We start from the raw sequence: 16310 nt of genomic DNA on the forward strand, positions 1-16310 counted from the left end.
GCCTTCAGGCAGTCATTTTTTCGAAAGGGGTGGGAGTTTGAGCGACTCTCTGACATTGTCGGTAGCCATTTGCACCCGGAACAGACATGAGGATATGCGAAAATGCCTGATATCGATCTTCGGGCAGCAGGGCATCGCTGGTTCGGCGATCGAAATTCTGATTATTGACGACGGCGATACGGAAGAAGCTTGGCTGGAAGAGGTCAGGAAGGAAATGCCTTCAAACATGGAACTGAGCTACCACAAGAAAAAACGGGAGGAAGCCGGTCTCTTGAGATCGCGGATATATGCGACACATGCTTCCAGATCGGAGACCCTTCTCTTTCTGGATGACGATGTGGAGCTGGAGCTGGACTATCTGGCTGTCCTTCTGGAGACGTTTAAACGCTATCCCGATGCTGTCGGCGTCGGCGGTGTGGACCAGAGTTTCTCTTGTTCCCTGAAAGGGCGGCTGCTCATGCTGATCAGCGGCCGAAGCCGTTTCGCTCCCGGCAAGCTGTCCTATAGCGGATTTGCCTCGTCCATGAACTTGTGGAACCGGCAGAAGAAGATCTTCCGGACCGAATTCCTTCACGGTTGCAATATGTGCTTCCGCAAGTCCGCGCTGCGGGATGTGGAGCCGGTCGAGTGGCTGAACGGCTACAGCCTTGGCGAAGACCTGTATCTGTCCTATCTGGCCAGCCTTTACGGGCCTATGGTGATCAATCCTGGACTCAAGCTGATTCACCACGGTTCTCCGGCTTCCAGAGACAAGGAAGAGCTGGTTGCCTATACCAAGGTGATTAACCACTACGAGCTGCTGAAGCTCAGAACCGGCAGATTAACGCCTTTCCGCTATGCCATGCTGCTGTGGACGACCCTTTTCTTATATGCCGAGACCGCCTTTAAGCGGCGGAAGGAAGCGAGCACCGGCTATCTCAGAGGCATACGGGAGCTGAGAAGCGTGCTGGCCCGGAGCGGATCGACGGGCGTCTGACCCCGGTCTGTTCGCTGGAACAGGCAGGGGCCCCCTATCCGCTGTTTACCGAAACACCCGAAATCTTGGGCAGAAGCCTGGATTTACGGGTGTTTCGTTTATTCTCCTAAGAGAAAGGAGCGGTTCGATGTGGTACATAGGGGCATTCGGATGCCGCTGGCAAGCGGCCTGATGGCGGCCGCCCGGATGAAGGACCGGCTTCCCGGGGAACAGTCGTCGTATATTGTGACAGCGGCCGCATACGCTAGGAGAGAAGACCGCGAGCGGTGCTTTCCCCTCGGAATCAGGGATTTCGTCAGCACCCGGTTTTTTTCTCCGGAATTCGATCGGATTCAGCTCACGCGCCGGGGTGAGGCTTCGCAATGACTATTGGCAGAACCGGAAAAAAGCTGGATCTGGAGCCGTACACCCAATGGGCGCCGGGCGTCCGGTCTTCGGCATCCGCTTGCGGGCCGGCAACGATGGCGGCGATCGCCGAATACTGGGGGCGCCGTTTGGGGCTGTCTGCCTTGATAGGCCTGGAACGCTTCCGCTCGAAAGCGGAGCAGATCAACCATGTATATGATCGTTACGGCGGAAAGCTCTGGGGGATGAGCGCCCGGGGGCTTGTGAAGGGTATCGGTGCGTATTTCCGGTCGGCGCTCGGGGACACCTCAACAATCCAGCTGAGAAGCTTCAATGATTTCGCCTTATACAAGGCGGAAATCGACGCGGACCGGCCGGTGGCGGTGAAGTTCGACAAATGGTTGTCCCTGCGCTGGACGGGGAACTATGCCTTCGATTATCACTGGACGGTGGGGATCGGCTATGAGCTGACGGAGGTCGGCCCCCGGCTGATCGTGCAGGATAACGGCGCAAGGCGCGCGGACGGAGGATATACCGCAAGCCGAGAGCGGCTGATCGATTATACGGAGAACCGGGCGGTGATTACTATGGTGTCTGTGAAGCCGGTTCGGAAGGAGACCTGAATCAAGTTCCGGAACTTTCAGAATATAGGGCGAAAACCGGTTTGACAGCAGACCGGACGCGTTGTATAATCCCGGAGAATCCTAGAAAATATTTCAAAAAACAAACGTTTGCGCCGCATGGAGCCAGGCAGCTTTCCAGGCGGCGAGAATGAATAAAGGAGTCCTGATCGATTTGTCGGTACAAAGGGAAAGGGATGAGCCGATTTATTACGGCGATCCCGCGGTCACCGGCGGTGTCTCCGTCTTTGTCGACGGCTTTGACGATTTATTCAGTTACGAGGGAGACGATTTGGGGCTGAACTATACGCCGGAGCGCTCCGTCTTCCGGCTGTGGGCCCCCACCTCCCAGGAGGCGCAGCTGGTGCTGTACGATTCCTGGCAGGGGGAAGCTTCTGCCGTCATGCCGATGACCCGCGATATCGGGGGGACCTGGATACTGACGCTGAAAGGCGATCTGGACGGCAAGTTCTACACCTACCGCGTATGGATAGAAGACAAGTGGAACGAAGCCATCGATCCTTACGCGAGGGCCGTTGGCGTAAACGGCGACCGGGGCGCCATCCTCGACCTCCGGAAGACGGACCCGACGCGCTGGACGGAGGACAAACCGCCGCTTCACGATCCTGTGGATGCCGTTATCTATGAGCTGCATCTGCGGGATGCATCGATTCATCCGGCTAGCGGCATCCGGCAGAAAGGCGGATTTGCCGGCCTTGCCGAGAGCGGTACGCGGGGACCGGGCGGGATTCCTACCGGGCTGGACCATATCGCCGGCCTTGGCGTCACGCATGTGCAGCTGCTGCCGCTCAGCGATTACGCTACCGAAAGCGTAGATGAGACGAAGCTTGGCGAGCCGCATTACAACTGGGGCTACGACCCGAAGAACTATAATGTTCCCGAGGGCTCCTACGCGACCGATCCTTTCGTTCCCGGAGTCCGGATCACGGAGCTCAAGCGCCTGATTCAGACGCTGCATGACCGGGGCCTGCGGGTCGTTATGGACGTGGTCTACAACCATGTCTACGACGGATACCGGGCGAACTTCACCAAGCTTGTTCCGGGCTACTATCTGCGCCATAAGGCGGACGGAACGCTGTCGAACGGATCGGGCTGCGGCAATGACTGCGCCACCGAGCGCAAAATGATGTCCCGTTTTATTGCAGATTCCGTCTTGTACTGGGCGCGGGAGTATCACATCGACGGCTTCCGCTTCGATTTGATGGGGCTGATCGACATCGGCACCATGACGGAGATCCGTCAGCGGCTTGATGAGCTTGATCCCTCGATCCTGACGATTGGTGAAGGCTGGATTATGGACACGGAGCTTGCCCCGGAGCGCCGGGCGAACCAGCATAACAGCTCCCATATGCCGAGAATCGGACAATTTAACGACGGCTTCCGCGATGCCGTCAAGGGCAGCATCTTCCTGCATGACCGCAAAGGCTTTATCAACGGCGGGAGCGGCAGCGAGAGCGGAGTCAGGGCGGGTGTCGCCGGCGGCATCGCCTACGGGCCGGGCATCGGACAGTTCGCCCAGGAGCCGCAGCAGTGCGTCAATTATGTGGAATGTCACGATAATCATACGCTGTGGGACAAATTGCTGCTGTCCACGGAAGGGACGGGTGACAGGGAGCGCCGCAGCATGCACCGGCTCGCCTCGGCCATGGTGCTGACGAGTCAGGGGATTCCGCTGCTGCATGCCGGCCAGGAGTTTATGCGGACAAAGCAAGGTGTGGAGAACAGTTATAACAGCCCGGTGGAGATCAACTGGCTTGATTGGGAACGGTGCGCCGAGCGCCAGGATGATGTTGCTTATATCCAAAGATTGATCGCCCTGCGGAGGCAGCATCCGGCGTTTCGGCTGCGGAGCGCGAAGGAGATCCGGGCTGGCCTCGTCTTTGAGCAGTCTCCGGGCGGCACGGTGGCTTTTACGCTGCGGAATCACGCCGGAGGCGATTCGGCAAGCCACATCTACGTTGTATATAAAGCAAGCAAAGAAGAGACTCCGCTCACGCTTCCGAAGCTGGGGGATTGGGAGCCGCTGTTTGGCGGGGAAGGAATCGTCCTTCTGGACAAAGAGCAGCTTATTGCCCGGGGTATCGGAATGACAGTGCTGGCGGTGAAATAAGGTGTTATCAGGCGCACGCCGATGTAAGCGGACTTGAAAGAGCTTGTATCTTATATGAAACGAACATTTGGCGTACAACCGGTGGAAGAGCCGGTTGTACGCTTTTTCGTGTTGGGACCGGGTTTGCAACCGGTTGCTTGTCTCCCCGGCCGGATTCGGCACAATGGTACAGGGTCTAAATGATTTAAATTTGAAATTTCTGTGATAATGGCAAAATGATCTTCTCGATTTGCCAAAAAGGTGACATTGCTCACGTTCGGATACGGAAAGCGAATGGTACTATGTAGTCACTTATTACTTTTAATTTTAAATGTGGCGGACAACCATGCAGCCGGGGCAATCGTCTTGGTGCGGTCTGCTGCTTCGCTGCTTTACAGCGTCATATGAATGGCGCCCGGAGGGACTGAAGTCCTTGGTGTAAGCGGCACCCTAGAATCGCCGGCCTGCCGGTCCGGCGTTAAATCAAAGAAGACACGGAGGATGACAGGTATGGGCAAATCTACGGGATTTTTGGAATACGCGCGCGTAACGCCATCGGAATGCGAAGCGCTTGAGCGGATCAAGAACTGGAACGAATTTTCGGTTCCGATGGAAGAAGAGAAGCTGCGCGAGCAGGCTGCGCGCTGCATGGATTGCGGAACGCCGTTCTGCCATGTGGGCCGGCTGCTGTCGGGGATGGCCTCCGGCTGTCCGCTGCATAATCTGATTCCGGAATGGAACGATATGGTATATAAAGGGAACTGGGAAGTCGCGCTGAAACGGCTGCATAAGAGTAATAACTTCCCGGAATTTACAAGCCGGGTATGTCCTTCCCCTTGTGAAGGCGCTTGTACGGTCGGTATGAACGGCCAGCCCGTAACGATCCGCACCATCGAGAAAGCGATTGTGGACAGAGGCTTCGAGGAAGGCTGGATCAAGCCGGAGCCTCCGCTTACGCGCACCGGCAAGAGCGTGGCCGTCGTCGGCTCCGGACCTTCGGGACTCGCGTGCGCGGCGCAGCTTAACAAAGCAGGCCACACAGTTACCGTATATGAACGCGCTGACCGGCTCGGCGGCCTGCTGACCTACGGCATCCCGAATATGAAGCTCGACAAGAAGAAAGTGCAGCGCCGGGTAGACCTGCTTGAGGCCGAAGGAATCACCTTCGTGACCGGCACAGAGATCGGCAAGGATATTTCGGCCGAGGAGCTGAAAGCCAAGCACGACGCGGTTGTGCTGTGCGCCGGCTCGACCAAAGCCCGTGATCTTCAGGCCGAGGGACGGGAGCTGTCCGGCATTTATCAGGCGATGGAGTTCCTGACGCTGAATACGAAGAGTCTGCTGGACTCGGAGCATGCGGACGGCGAATACCTGTCTGCCGCCGGCAAGGACGTCGTTGTTATCGGCGGCGGCGATACGGGTACCGACTGCGTCGCAACCTCCCTTCGCCATGGCTGCAAAAGCGTGGTACAATTGGAAATCATGCCGCAAGCGCCGCTTACCCGCCAGCCGAACAACCCGTGGCCGGAATTCCCGAAGGTGCTTAAAGTGGATTACGGTCAGGTCGAAGCCAAGGCGGTATATAAGGAAGATCCGCGCCGCTATCTCGTATCGACCAAGCGTTTTGCCGGGGATGAGAACGGACAGGTAAAGGAGCTGCATACGGTGCGGCTTGAATGGGTACGGAATGAAGAAGGACGCATGGTGCCTAGAGAAGTGCCGGGCAGCGAGGAAGTTATCCCTGCGCAGCTCGTATTGCTCGCGCTCGGTTTCACCGGACCGGAAGAGACGGTTGCAAGCCAGCTCGGTCTGGAGCTCGACGAACGCTCCAACATCAAGGCTGAGTACGGCGTGCATACGACGAATGTGGAAGGCGTCTTTGCGGCAGGCGACATGCGCCGCGGACAGAGCCTTGTCGTGTGGGCGATCAGTGAAGGCCGTCAGGCTGCCCGGGAAGTAGACCGGTATCTGATGGGCTCCTCGAATTTGCCTTAAGATTAAGGAAATCAGTTAAGCCGGGGTCTCGCAAAGTACCCGGCGCCCAGCTTTGAAGGAAAGCCTCACTTTGTGGGGCTTTTTTCACTGCGATATAGGTGGCAATTCTATATAACCAACATGGGAAAGGATGGAAAGATATGAAGCTGATGTTTATTTCCGATATTCACGGCTCGCTGCACTGGTTAAAGAGAGCGCTGGAGAAATACGCCGAGGAGAAGCCGGATGGCCTTGTTATTCTCGGAGACTTTATGTATCACGGTCCGCGGAATCCGCTGCCGGAGGGCTACGATCCTCAGGGAGTGGCGAAAGAGCTCAATGCGTACAAGCGGCATATCACTGCCGTCCGGGGCAACTGCGACAGCGAGGTGGACCAGATGCTGCTCGATTTTCCGATGATGGGCGACTATACGCAAATTTGGTATGAGGGCAGACGCATTTATGTCACGCACGGACACGGCTTCAGTATCGAGAACCTGCCCGAGCTGAGTGAGGGCGATCTTTTTATTCAAGGGCATACCCACGTTCCCGTGGCTGACATCAAAGAAGGCGTTTATGTGCTGAATCCGGGCTCCATCTCGCTCCCGAAAGAGAACAACCCCAATTCCTATGCCGTGCTGGAAGGCGGGGCGTTTACCGTCAAAAGCTTTGCGGGAGAGATCGTGAAGTCGATCCAGATTTCCTGATTCTCCCCCAAAAAAGCCCGCTGCAGCGGGCTTCTTGAAAGCCGGGCGCTTGCGTCCGGCTTTTTCGCGCTTCAAGCGGATGATCTGCTGCCTTAAAATGCCGGAATACCGTCTTCCCGAAGGAATTGAGCCGGGATTGATATTATTGTATTATGGGTAAGGAATGCAGAAGAGATGTGTTCCTTAAACTATTGTAAAGCGGGCTAAGATGATGAATCCTAAAGATTTCAACTATAGCATGCCGCCCGAATGGGCGAAGCATGAGCGCACGTTTATTTCCTGGCCGGTGCAGGCGTCCATGTGCTTTCCGGACGATCATGAATCCGTGTGCCAAGGATATGCGGATATTATCCAGGCGATTGCCGAGTTCGAGCCGGTAACGGTCGTTGTCAATCCGGACGAGCAGGAGGCCGTCATGCGCCTCGTATCCGGTCCCGGCATCACGTTTCTTCCGATCGAGCACAGTGACGCTTGGCTGCGGGATAACGGGCCAACCTTCGTGGTGGACGGCAGCGGTAAGCTTGCCGGAGTGAACTGGAAGTTTAACGCCTGGGGCGGCAAATATTCTCCCTGGGATCTCGACGACAAGGTTGCACCGCAAATCCTGGAGCAGCTGAAGGTTACACGGTTCGATGCGCCGATCGTGATGGAAGGCGGCTCCTTGCATACCGACGGAGAGGGCACGCTGATTACAACCGAGGAATGTCTGCTTAACCCGAACCGCAATCCGGGCCTCGGACGGGGAGATATTGAAGAGTATCTTCGCCAATATACCGGCGCGGAGAAGATCATCTGGCTGAAGCGCGGGCTCAGTGGCGACGAGACCGACGGGCATGTCGACAATATCGCCTGCTTCGCGTCACCGGGCAAGGTCATCATTCAGGTGTGCGAGGACCCGCAGGACGAGAATTATGCGATTACAGAAGAGAATTTGCGTATTCTGGAGAGCGCTACGGACGCCAAGGGCAGAAAGCTTGAAATCGTCAAAATCCAGCAGCCGCCGCGCGCCGATCATGAAGGCAGCCGGCTGACGCTTAGCTACCTGAATTTCTATTTTGTGAACGGCGGTATAATCCTGCCTGTATTCGGCGCACCCGAGACGGATGCGCTTGCGGAGCAGGCCCTGTCGCGTCTTTTTCCGGACCGGAGAATCCGCACTGTGAACGGGATGGCGGTCATCCGCGAGGGCGGTAACGTGCACTGCACCACGCAGCAAATGCCGGCTAGAGCATTTCAATAAGGCAACAAGGAGGACATAGGCTTGAGAAAAGTAAAAGTAGCCGCGACGCAGATGAGCTGCTCCGGCAACATTGAAGAGAATATCGCCAAAGCCGATAAGCTGGTTCGGGAGGCGGCCGCTCAGGGAGCGCAGATTATTTTGCTGCAGGAGCTGTTCGAGACGCCGTATTTCTGCCAGAAGGAAAAATCGGATTACTATGAATATGCGACCGAACTTGAGCAGAACAAAGCCGTCAACCATTTCAAAGAGGTGGCCAAAGAGCTTAAGGTTGTGCTTCCGATCAGCTTCTATGAGAAGAAGAACTATGCGCGCTACAACACCCTGGCCGTGATCGACGCCGACGGAACCATCCTGGGAAAATACCGCAAGAGCCATATACCGGACGGCCCCGGCTACGAGGAGAAGTTCTACTTCAATCCCGGAGACACCGGATTCAAGGTGTGGAACACCCGCTACGCCAAAATCGGGGTGGGCGTATGCTGGGATCAGTGGTACCCGGAGGCGGCGCGCGTCATGACGCTGATGGGAGCGGAGATTCTGTTCTATCCGACGGCCATCGGCTCGGAGCCGCAGGACAGCGCTATCGATTCGAAGGATCACTGGCAGATGTGCATGCTTGGCCACGCCGCGGCCAACCTGATTCCTGTGGTGGCGTCCAACCGGATCGGGCGTGAAGAGGATGAGGATTCAAGCATCAACTTTTACGGCTCTTCGTTTATCGCCGGTCCCCAAGGCAACAAGGTTGCCGAGGCCGGACGGGGCGAAGAGGCGGTGCTGGTCGGCGAGTTCGATCTGGACGAGCTGGAGACGGGGCGGATCGAGTGGGGCATTTTCCGCGACCGCCGTCCGGAGCTGTATCGTCTGATTGCTTCCTACGACGGGGAGCTAACCTTTTAACGAGAGCTGAGATATTGCAAAGCATGAGCACTGACCCAAGGGGTGAAATCCTGGCAGTGCTCTTTTTTACAAGAGGCCGGATTCGGCAGTTGGATCTTCGAAAAAACGCTTCGGTAAGGCGGCAAGTGCTAGAATTAAAGTTGTTACAAACTTCCGATAATTATGTGATATAACATAACATATGGAAGAAAAGATAATTGTCATCTACACTTTAATCTGTTAAAATCTCTTTATGCTATTGACAATTTTCGCAGGGGGATTGAGAGATGAAAAGCAGAAATAAATGGGTCATGTCAGCTTTGATCGCGATGCTGGTCGTGGTCATCGCCGGATGCGGATCGGATAACAATGCAAGTTCCGGCAGCGGCGGCGAAGAAACCGTGGTGAAGTTCGCGAGCGACGCTACCTACGCACCTATGGAATATATGGATAAGGATACGATTAAGGGCTTCGACATTGATTTTATCGATGCAGTCATGAAAGAAGCGGGAATGAAATACGAAGTGGTCAATACCGGCTGGGACACGATGCTTGAGAGCGTCAAGCAGGGTACGGAATACCAGGCCGGCTTGTCCGCGGTATCCATTACCGACGACCGCAAGCAGACGTATGATTTCTCCGTTCCTTACTTTGAATCGACGAACATGATTATGGTCAAGGAAGGCAGCGACATCAAGAGCGCGCTGGATCTGAAGGACAAGACCGTGGCTGTGCAGACGGCTACTACCGCCGATGAGCTGATGAGCAAGATCATGGGCGTGGGCAACACGAAGCTGAAACGCTTCGACAGCAATGCGGTTGCGATGATGGAGCTCGACAATGGCGGGGCGGACGCGGTGGTGGCCGATATCGCGATCGTACGAGAATACATCAAGAACAACCCGAACATGAAGCTGGTCGGAATCACGGATACGCCGAATTTCGGTTCCGAGTATTACGGCATTCTGTACCCGAAGGGCAGTGAACTTAAGGCGAAGCTGGACCCAGCGATCCAAAAGGTCATTGAAAACGGCAAGTACGAGGAAATCTACAAGAAATGGTTCGGCGAAGCTCCGGACCTGACGAACTTGAAGAACGCACAGTAAGCAAGGTAAGCAAAGCAAGCATGCGTAATGAATACTATTGCGCGTGCTTTGTTTTTTTCAGGAGAGAGAGAAAGATTTACGGGGACGGCTTGCATCCGGCCTATTGTGAAGAGAAGGGAAGAGAAAGATGGATTTCAATTTCGACATCATTGGAGGATATTTGCCTTTATTCTTGCGGGGAACCTTGTATACGATCGGCTTTTCGATCGCTTCAATCATCCTTGGTTCCGTATTCGGGCTGGGCATCGGCTTTGGCAGAATGGTCAAAAGTCCGCTCTGGCGCTGGCCCTTCCTGGCCTACATCAATTTCTTCCGGGGCACACCGCTGTATGTCCAGATCCTGATTGTCCATTTCGGGTTGGTTCCGGCCTTTTATGGTAGCACCAATGCGCTGATTTCCGGTGTCGTTGCGCTGTCGCTCAACTCGGCGGCCTACACAGCGGAGATTTTCCGGGCAGGCATCCAGTCGGTCGATCCCGGCCAGCGGGAGGCGGCGCTGTCGCTTGGGATGACGGGAAGGCAGTCAATGCGGTTTGTGGTGCTGCCGCAGGCTATCAAGCGGATGGTTCCGGCATTTGGCAACGAGTTCATCGTGCTCGTGAAGGATTCGTCGCTGCTCGCGCTTGTCGCCGCCCCCGAGATCATGTACTGGGGCAATACGATGAAAGGCCAGTACATGCGGATCTGGGAGCCTTATTTGACGGCGGCAGTCATTTATTTTGTGCTTACCTATTCACTCAGCAAGCTGCTGTCCTATATCGAACGGAGGATGTAACCCCATGGAACCGATCATTTCCGTCAGACATCTGATCAAAGCCTTTGGAAGCAATACCGTGCTGAACGATATCAGCGTTGACATCAATAGCCGGGAGGTTGTCGTCGTGATCGGGCCTTCAGGCTCCGGCAAATCGACCTTTCTGCGCTGCCTGAACCTGCTGGAGCAGCCGCAGGGGGGCGATATCATCATCGAAGGCGTCAATCTGATGGACAAAAAAACGCGGATTAACGAGGTGCGAACCGAGGTTGGCATGGTGTTCCAGCAGTTCAACCTGTTCCCGCACAAGAAAGTTATCGAGAACATTATGCTCGCGCCGGTTCAGGTGCGCAAATGGCCGGAGGAACGGGCCCGCCAAAAGGGGCTGGAGCTTCTTCACAAGGTCGGGCTTGCCGACAAGGCCGAGGCATACCCCGCCTCCCTGTCAGGCGGACAAGCCCAGCGGGTGGCGATCGCCCGGGCGCTCGCCATGGAGCCGAAGATTATGCTGTTCGACGAGCCTACATCGGCGCTTGATCCGGAGATGGTCGGCGAGGTACTGGCCGTTATGAAGGATCTGGCCCGTGAAGGGATGACGATGGTTGTCGTCACGCATGAAATGGGCTTCGCGCGCGAGGTGGGCGACCGGGTGCTGTTCATGGAACAGGGGGCCATTGTGGAAGAGGGGCCGCCGGAGAAGCTGTTTGGAGATCCGCAGCACATGCGGACCCGGGAATTTTTATCGAAGGTGCTGTAAGCGGCGGGGATTCCCCGCCTCTTTTTTTGGAACATAAGAGCGGTCATTCACTGAAACAAATTCGTTTCCTCCGCGTATCACCTTGTATGTTCTATTTGCCGGGATTGTCCCGGCGAGAACCTAGCGCTTGTTCGAAATGGAGGGTTAACGCTTGGCTGGAATTAATCTCGTAAAAGGCCAAAACATAGATTTGACCAAAGGCAATGCCGGCCTGTCGAATGTGATTGTCGGCCTCGGCTGGGACCCTGCCGAATCCCGGGAGCCGCTTGCTTTGAGGAAGGAGGGCAATGTCGACTGCGACGCCTCAGCCCTGCTGCTGAACGCGGAGGGAAAGCTCATGAAGAAGAGCAACCTGGTCTGCTTCCACAACAAGCATAGCGCCTGCCATTCGGTCGTTCATACCGGCGATAATCTGACTGGCGAAGGAGACGGGGATGACGAGCAGATTAGAGTCAACCTAAGCGCAGTTCCTGCCGATGTGGACCGGGTACTGTTCGTTGTCAATATTTATGACGCCGAGAACCGCAATCAGGATTTTGGCATGATCAAGTCTGCCTATATCCGGGTCATGAATGCCTCGGGGGGCGCCGAGCTGGTCAGGTATAACCTGTCGGACAACTACTCCGGCTTCACTGCCCTGATCTGCGGGGAGTTATACCGCCACGGACCGGAATGGAAATTCGCGGCGATCGGCGGAGGAAGCCATGCAGCGCATATTCATCAGCTGGCAGAGCGGTTTATATAAATTAACGGCAGCTGCCGGGATTAACGTTCGATCGCCGGCAGATCATAATAAATATACCGGAGGCAAGTGACAATGAATTGGTTGTCAGATTTTTTTGGGAGCATAAGCAGCAATTATGGACATTTTTTCTCGTGGCATGACGTGGCGGCGACGTTATCGGACCCTGTGAGCTGGGGCATAATCGCAAGTCTGGTCCTTCTTGAAGGCCTGCTCTCGGCGGACAACGCGCTTGTGCTTGCGGTTATGGTCAAGCATTTACCGAAGGAACAGCAGCGAAAGGCGCTCTTTTACGGAATTCTGGGTGCGTACCTGTTCCGTTTTGCAGCGATTGGGCTCGGATCGTTTCTGATCGGATTCACACTGGTCAAGGTGCTCGGCGCCCTGTATCTCTTCTACATTGCCTATAAAGGCATCTTCAAGGGCGAAGGTGGCGATGCCGTCGAGAATAAGGGGGCTTCCTTCTGGAAAACGGTGCTGCTGGTCGAACTGATGGATATTGCTTTCAGTATCGACAGCATAATCGCCGCCTTCGGGGTTAGCAGCGAAGTATGGGTACTGTTCATGGGCGGTATTCTCGGCGTGCTGATGATGCGCGGGGTGGCGCAAATTTTCCTGAAGCTGATCGAGAAGTTCCCCGAGCTGGAGCAGGCGGCTTTCCTGCTGATTGCCGTTATTGCCGGTAAAATGATGGCGGGCGCTTTCGGATTCGAAATGTCCCATGTTATCTTCTTTGTCGTTATTATCTCCGTCTTTGTCGGCACGATTCTGTATAGTACCGGCCGCAGAAGAAGGGAAGCGAAGAACGAAGTTCATCATTAAGCGCACGAAATAAGAGAATATTAATGGAATGACCTGGCTTGGCTGCAAGGCATAATCCTTCCCTCCGGCACATAGATTGCGTCAAGGCGCGGCAATGCGGGGGGAGGGGATGACGTGATTCTTGGCTGCCTTATTCTCGTGCTTCTTGTGGCGGCCAGCAGCAAGAAGGCGGAGGAGATCGCCGAACTGATAGACGATGATCCCTCATCCAAGGAATAATTCCGGCCATCTGACGAGGGTTGTTGTTTCAAGCGTTTTGTTGCGGTTTATTGGGTATAATAAGCCACAACTCGTATCCGAGGCTGCTGAAAATACAACAACCCACGGAGGATCTATGGAAAACGAAGCACTGTTGAAAGTCGAGCAATTGGCGCTGAAGAAGCAGAAGGTGTACCGCAACAGTATTTTCCGCTACATTGCCCGCGCCATGCTGGCCAGTATGTTTATCGGCTTCGGCGTCATTGTGGCCTTCAAGACCGGCAACTTTTTTTACATGGAGCATTCTCCGCTTACTTATCCGATGGCCGCCATTACTTTCGGAGCTGCCATCATCCTCATTTCCTACGGCGGCGGCGACCTGTTCACCGGGGACACATTCTATTACACCTATACGGCCTTGCGCAAAAAAATGCAGTGGACGGATGTCGCGCGAATGTGGGTATGGAGCTATATCGGCAATATTTTGGGAGCAACGGCGTTCGCCCTGCTCATTTATTTGACCGGATTATTCTATGATGCGAATGTGAACGGCTTTTTGCTGAGTGTCGTTGAGCATAAAATGAGCGCCCCGGCCGTGCAGCTGTTCTGGCGGGCGATTCTTTGTAACTGGCTCGTATGTCTGGCTTTTTTCGTGCCGATGTCGATGAAGGCCGACGGCGCGAAGCTCTTCTGCATGGTGCTGTTCGTATTCTGCTTCTTCATTTCGGGCTACGAGCACAGTATTGCCAATATGTGCACCTTCGCCATCGCGCTTGTGCTGAACCACCCCGGAACGATCTCATGGGCCGGCGTTGTCCATAACCTCATTCCGGTCACCCTCGGTAATTTGATCGGCGGCGGAGTCTTGATGGGCGTCATGTACTATTATGTGAACAAGCCTTTTCTGGACCAGGAAGACCATTGACTGGCAGTGGGGCGGCTTAACGCCCCATATCATTTGCAGCGAAATGGAAGACCTCCATTCTGCTTAGGGGGGAGTCCCCAAGGGCAGAACCGGAGGTCTTTTTTCCAAATAAGAAATTATATGTTTGATATCGGCGGCATTTGCCAGAAGAGCGGCGCTTCCTCCCGAAGCGTTCCTTCCAGCGGACCGCCTTCCCGCCGCCAGTATTCGATGCCGCCGAGCATTTCTTTGACCTGGTAGCCCTGGGCGGCCAGCCGGGCGGCGGCTTTGGTCGCTCCGTTGCAGGCGGGTCCCCAGCAGTACACAACGAGCGGGCGGTCCTGCGGCAGCGCCGGAGCGCCGCTGCGGCCAGTATAGCCCGAGGGCAGAGAGACGGCGCCGGGCAGATGCGCCTCCTCATAGGAACGGGCATCCCGGACATCGACCAGAGTAAAGCCCAGCAATCTTTCACGCAGATCGTGGGCGACGTCGGCTACATCGGTCTCGAATGTTCCTCTTGTGTTGAAATAAGCAGCGGCCTCAGCCGGAGAAGCGGGCTGCACGGACAGCACCTGCGATTTTGGCTGGATTTTCATGACATACATCCTTCCTTTCAGGCTAATTATGACTTCTTCCTACATTTTATCTTGAACGGATCATTAGTGATATCTATAGTATTAGATAACAATTATCGAAATAAATGATAATAATATCCGGAGGAGAGCGGGATGGAACTTACCTATCTGCGTACATTTTGCGAGGTTATCAAGAGCGGCAGCTATACCCGGGCGGCGGAACAGCTGGGGTATGCGCAATCCAGTGTGACGACCCAGATCGCGAAGCTGGAGGAGATGTACGGGGCGAAGCTGCTGGAACGTTCAGGGCACGGAATGGCGCCGACATTTGCCGGCAAAACGCTGCTCGGGTACGCCCGCCAAATGCTGGCGCTGAGCGAGGAGGCGAAGGCGATTATCTCTGAAGGACAGGCAGGGGAGCTGACGGTCGGCTCTATCGAGACGCTTGCCGCCTATTTTCTGCCGGACCGGCTGCACCGTTTCCGCAAGCAGTACCCGGACATCCGGCTGCGGGTGCTGCCCGGCTCCGAGAGTGACATTATCGCCGGTGTACGGAACAAATCATCCGATTTCGGACTTATTTTTGATAAGCCCTACGTCTCTGAGGATCTGCAGGTCCTGCCGCTAAGGCAGGAAGAGCTGTTTATCATCGTGCACCCGGGACACCCGCTGGCTGACTTCAAATCGGTACAGATATCCATGCTTGCCGCGGAGCCGCTCGTTCTGACAGAGGATACGTGCACCTACCGGAATCATCTGCTGCAGGAAATGAGAGGCCTCGGGATTGCGCCAAGAGTGGAGCTGGAATTCGGCAATCTGGAGGGGATCAAGCAGGCCGTTAAGCATGAGTGGGGGATCGCGTTTCTGCCCGGCTATACGGTCCTGGAAGAATTGGAGCGGGAAGAGCTGAAGGCGATTCCGGTGGCGGCGGGCGGCGGCCAGGGCTTCCAAATTCAGCTGATCTACCGCAAAGACCGCTGGCTGTCCGCCTCATTCAAGCGGTTTATCGAAATGATGCGCGGGGCGGATGACGTGAAAATAGAAGGCTCTGCGCGGCAGGAATAGGCGGGTTCAGAGGCTGGGGAGGCGAGCCGTGGAAGCGCTCCTGCTAAAGTCAAAAAGCCGCCATTCCGGCAAACCGGAAGGCGGCTACTCTTAGTGCCGTATGTGAAAGTCAGCAGCTCTTGTAATTTCTGTTGGCTATGAACTGCAGGCGGCCTTTAATTTCTTTTTGCCATTTCAAATCTCCAATCTTGACGGCAAGACTAAGCAGATCCAGGTAATCATCAACCATCAGCGACGTCCGGGTAGTGGCTGCGTTCATAAGCGTTCAGTCTCCTTTAAATCCATTTTTCATCTGTTTTAATAATGATAATCATTATCACCAAAACCGATATTGTTATTATCCATATTCTACGTCTAAAAATCAATATGAAAAGTGAATTATCTCACTTTTAAATGTTACAATTTTAAGCAATCTGACAAAGGAAGAGATGTTTTGCAATGAAAGAAAGGGACTGAAAGACATAATTACACATGAAAATTGCCTTTTTTACCCGGCTGAGCAGGAATTATCCCAATAATTGTCGAACCAAGCTAGTGTA

The 16310-nt window shown here is 54.9% G+C and carries 17 protein-coding genes; 15 read left to right on the forward strand and 2 right to left on the reverse strand.

Going from position 1 to position 16310, the window contains the following annotated elements; all coding sequences use genetic code 11:
* Positions 1–37 precede the first annotated feature (37 nt).
* The 14 genes from PSAB_RS01460 (at position 38) to PSAB_RS01525 (ending at position 14152) form a co-directional block, all read left to right on the forward strand.
* On the forward strand, positions 38–976 hold the full coding sequence (locus PSAB_RS01460; RefSeq protein ID WP_025332813.1) for a glycosyltransferase family A protein: 939 nt from the start codon (positions 38–40) through the stop codon (positions 974–976).
* A gap of 129 nt (positions 977–1105) precedes the next feature.
* On the forward strand, positions 1106–1342 hold the full coding sequence (locus tag PSAB_RS01465) for a response regulator (protein ID WP_144240448.1): 237 nt from the start codon (positions 1106–1108) through the stop codon (positions 1340–1342).
* Positions 1339–1944: a C39 family peptidase gene (locus tag PSAB_RS01470; protein ID WP_025332815.1), complete on the forward strand. Its 606-nt coding sequence runs from the start codon at positions 1339–1341 to the stop codon at positions 1942–1944. Before PSAB_RS01465 ends, PSAB_RS01470 begins: the two co-directional genes overlap by 4 nt.
* A 172-nt stretch (positions 1945–2116) precedes the next feature.
* Positions 2117–4072 (forward strand): type I pullulanase, encoded by a 1956-nt coding sequence (gene pulA / locus PSAB_RS01475; protein WP_025332816.1) that lies wholly within the window; start codon positions 2117–2119, stop codon positions 4070–4072.
* 489 nt (positions 4073–4561) lie between these two features.
* The gene (locus tag PSAB_RS01480) at positions 4562–6046 is read left to right on the forward strand and encodes a glutamate synthase subunit beta (RefSeq protein WP_025332817.1); all 1485 of its coding nucleotides are present in this window, start codon (positions 4562–4564) and stop codon (positions 6044–6046) included.
* A 140-nt stretch (positions 6047–6186) separates the two neighbouring features.
* On the forward strand, positions 6187–6732 hold the full coding sequence (yfcE, locus tag PSAB_RS01485; RefSeq protein WP_025332818.1) for a phosphodiesterase: 546 nt from the start codon (positions 6187–6189) through the stop codon (positions 6730–6732).
* Positions 6733–6943: 211 nt separating this feature from the next.
* Positions 6944–7972 (forward strand): agmatine deiminase family protein, encoded by a 1029-nt coding sequence (locus tag PSAB_RS01490; RefSeq protein WP_025332819.1) that lies wholly within the window; start codon positions 6944–6946, stop codon positions 7970–7972.
* A 21-nt stretch (positions 7973–7993) separates the two neighbouring features.
* Positions 7994–8869, forward strand: a complete 876-nt coding sequence (gene aguB / locus PSAB_RS01495) for an N-carbamoylputrescine amidase (protein ID WP_025332820.1) — start codon at positions 7994–7996, stop codon at positions 8867–8869.
* 266 nt (positions 8870–9135) lie between these two features.
* Positions 9136–9954 carry a basic amino acid ABC transporter substrate-binding protein gene (locus PSAB_RS01500; RefSeq protein WP_025332821.1) on the forward strand — a complete coding sequence of 273 codons (819 nt, stop codon included), beginning with the start codon at positions 9136–9138 and terminating at the stop codon, positions 9952–9954.
* 127 nt (positions 9955–10081) lie between these two features.
* Positions 10082–10729, forward strand: coding sequence for an amino acid ABC transporter permease (locus tag PSAB_RS01505; RefSeq protein ID WP_025332822.1), 648 nt, complete (start codon positions 10082–10084; stop codon positions 10727–10729).
* A 13-nt stretch (positions 10730–10742) separates the two neighbouring features.
* A complete protein-coding gene (locus PSAB_RS01510; RefSeq protein WP_025332823.1) occupies positions 10743–11465 on the forward strand; it encodes an amino acid ABC transporter ATP-binding protein in 723 nt (240 codons plus the stop codon).
* Between the two features lie 151 nt (positions 11466–11616).
* Entirely contained in the window at positions 11617–12210 is a 594-nt protein-coding gene (locus PSAB_RS01515) for a TerD family protein (RefSeq protein WP_025332824.1), read from the forward strand.
* 72 nt (positions 12211–12282) lie between these two features.
* Complete coding sequence (locus PSAB_RS01520) at positions 12283–13029, forward strand: TerC family protein (RefSeq protein WP_038595466.1); 747 nt, start codon at positions 12283–12285, stop codon at positions 13027–13029.
* Between the two features lie 334 nt (positions 13030–13363).
* Positions 13364–14152 carry a formate/nitrite transporter family protein gene (locus tag PSAB_RS01525; RefSeq protein WP_025332826.1) on the forward strand — a complete coding sequence of 263 codons (789 nt, stop codon included), beginning with the start codon at positions 13364–13366 and terminating at the stop codon, positions 14150–14152.
* Positions 14153–14268: 116 nt separating this feature from the next.
* Here the strand turns inward: PSAB_RS01525 and PSAB_RS01530 are convergent, their stop codons facing one another.
* The gene (locus PSAB_RS01530; RefSeq protein WP_025332827.1) at positions 14269–14727 is read right to left on the reverse strand and encodes a rhodanese-like domain-containing protein; all 459 of its coding nucleotides are present in this window, start codon (positions 14725–14727) and stop codon (positions 14269–14271) included.
* A gap of 132 nt (positions 14728–14859) precedes the next feature.
* Here PSAB_RS01530 and PSAB_RS01535 point away from each other — a divergent pair, with 132 nt between their 5' ends.
* Positions 14860–15771, forward strand: coding sequence for a LysR family transcriptional regulator (locus tag PSAB_RS01535; protein ID WP_025332828.1), 912 nt, complete (start codon positions 14860–14862; stop codon positions 15769–15771).
* A gap of 109 nt (positions 15772–15880) precedes the next feature.
* Here the strand turns inward: PSAB_RS01535 and PSAB_RS25880 are convergent, their stop codons facing one another.
* On the reverse strand, positions 15881–16030 hold the full coding sequence (locus PSAB_RS25880; RefSeq protein ID WP_168128931.1) for a hypothetical protein: 150 nt from the start codon (positions 16028–16030) through the stop codon (positions 15881–15883).
* Between the last annotated feature and the right edge of the window lie 280 nt (positions 16031–16310).

This window comes from Paenibacillus sabinae T27 (assembly GCF_000612505.1).
Classification (GTDB): domain Bacteria; phylum Bacillota; class Bacilli; order Paenibacillales; family Paenibacillaceae; genus Paenibacillus_AQ; species Paenibacillus_AQ sabinae.